The 1744-nt window shown below is 35.8% G+C and carries 2 protein-coding genes; both read left to right on the forward strand.

Annotated features, from left to right (window positions below; genetic code table 11):
* The first annotated feature begins 576 nt into the window (after positions 1–576).
* Positions 577–819: a type II toxin-antitoxin system ParD family antitoxin gene (locus ACTG3Y_RS13490; protein ID WP_439153440.1), complete on the forward strand. Its 243-nt coding sequence runs from the start codon at positions 577–579 to the stop codon at positions 817–819.
* Entirely contained in the window at positions 816–1118 is a 303-nt protein-coding gene (locus ACTG3Y_RS13495) for a type II toxin-antitoxin system RelE/ParE family toxin (RefSeq protein WP_439153441.1), read from the forward strand. Before ACTG3Y_RS13490 ends, ACTG3Y_RS13495 begins: the two co-directional genes overlap by 4 nt.
* The last annotated feature ends 626 nt before the right edge of the window (positions 1119–1744 follow it).

Raw genomic sequence — 1744 nt, forward strand, 5'->3', positions numbered from 1 at the left:
CCGAAGAATCTTTTTAATTGTAAGATGCTTCACGGTACTGCGTTTGTTCTGCATGACAACTGATGTTTTAATAGAAGTAACAAGTCACTCTGTTCTCGATACAATTTGCTCATGCTTGGCAAATCAATCGAGCTGACGGTGCACTAGAAATAAAAACGTATTACGTTTATGTTTATGAGATGTCTCGTTGCTCGTGCCTCGCGCTGTCGACATGACAAGGGTTCTCGATACGCGCTTCGTGACCTCAGCGCACTCGAACTGACAAATAAATTATAATGAAAACCTCTTTTGTGTATATCCTAAAATATTTATATCGTGCTTATTATACGGATGTGACTTCAGATATTAAGAAGGCCTATAGAACATCAGTCCGGAAAGTATGTTGGTTATTATGCCCACAAACGAAGACTTGTTGCTTTGGTATTTTATACATTGTTTATCAATATTGCTTTAGCTATACAAACTAAAAAACAAATAAAAAAATGGTCTAATGCTAAAAAGCAAGCGTTATTAGTGGTTGTGTGCAATTTGGCTACGTTACCAAGATTTGGTATTTTTGAGTAAATTTAAGTTCAAATGGGAAAAAACACATCTATATCACTCGGAAATTATTTTGAGGAATTTATTAAAGAGGAGGTAAAATCTGGACGATATAATTCAGTAAGTGAAGTCATTCGTTCAGCTTTACGTTTGCTAGAAAGCGAGGAGAATAAAGAAAGAGCATTAATAACAGCACTTGAAATTGGTGAAGAAAGCGGATTTGTTGAAAATTTTGACCCAAAACAAAACCTAGCAGAATTACATCGACAATATTTATGAGTAAAACCCAATATAGAATAAGTCAAGAAGCAATAAAGGACTTAAAGAACATTTGGGTTTATACTTTAAACACATGGTCGAAAGAACAGGCTGATAGATATTACGACCTGATAATCGAAGAAATTGAATTTATAGCGGATAATTACCTGACTGGAAAATCGGCTGAACAAACTCGAAAAAACTATCGGGTAACAACAATTAAATCGCATCTGATTTTTTACAGAAAAATCGAAAATGATATTGTTGAAATCGTTAGAATATTGCATCAAAGGATGGCTATTAAAAAACGATTGAAATAAAAAACGACACACAACAAGACTTTTGTAATTCATTACTAGTTCTGGCCTAATAACTAAAATTCTTGCGTATTTTCTATTTGGTTTTTATTTGTAAAATTATGTGCTAAATCATGGGAGGTATTATATATAGACATGGTGTATATGATAAGTTGCCTAATTGGTATAAAAAGAAGTTTTAGTTCGCGATACAATTGGCTCATGCTTCGCAAACCACTCAAACTGAGGTTTAAATAACACGTGTACTGTCATTCAGAGGAAGGACGCAGGACGCCCGAAGAATCTTTTTAATTGTAACTCGGTTCTCGATACAATTTGCTTATGCTATGCGAATCACAAGGCTCTCGATACAACTTTACTGCGTAAAGCCACTCGAGCTGACGGCACATTAGAAATAAAAACGTCATACGTTTATGAGATGTCTCGTTGCTCGTGCCTCGCGCTGTCGACATGACAAGGGTTCTCGATACAATTGGCTCATGCTTCGCAAACCACTCAAACTGAGGTTTAAATAGCACGTGTACTGTCATTCAGAGGAAGGACGTAGGACGACCGAAGAATCTTTTTAATTGTAAGATGCTTCACGGCACTGCGTTTGTTCTGCATGACAACTGATGTTTTAATAGAAG

Source organism: Winogradskyella sp. (genome assembly GCF_965656915.1).
Classification (GTDB): Bacteria; Bacteroidota; Bacteroidia; order Flavobacteriales; family Flavobacteriaceae; genus Winogradskyella.

Coding starts and splice junctions, on each gene's coding strand:
- ACTG3Y_RS13495 (WP_439153441.1), top strand. CDS start 816: ATGAGTAAAACCCAATATAGAATAAGTCAAGAAGCAATAAAGGACTTA.
- ACTG3Y_RS13490 (WP_439153440.1), top strand. CDS start 577: ATGGGAAAAAACACATCTATATCACTCGGAAATTATTTTGAGGAATTT.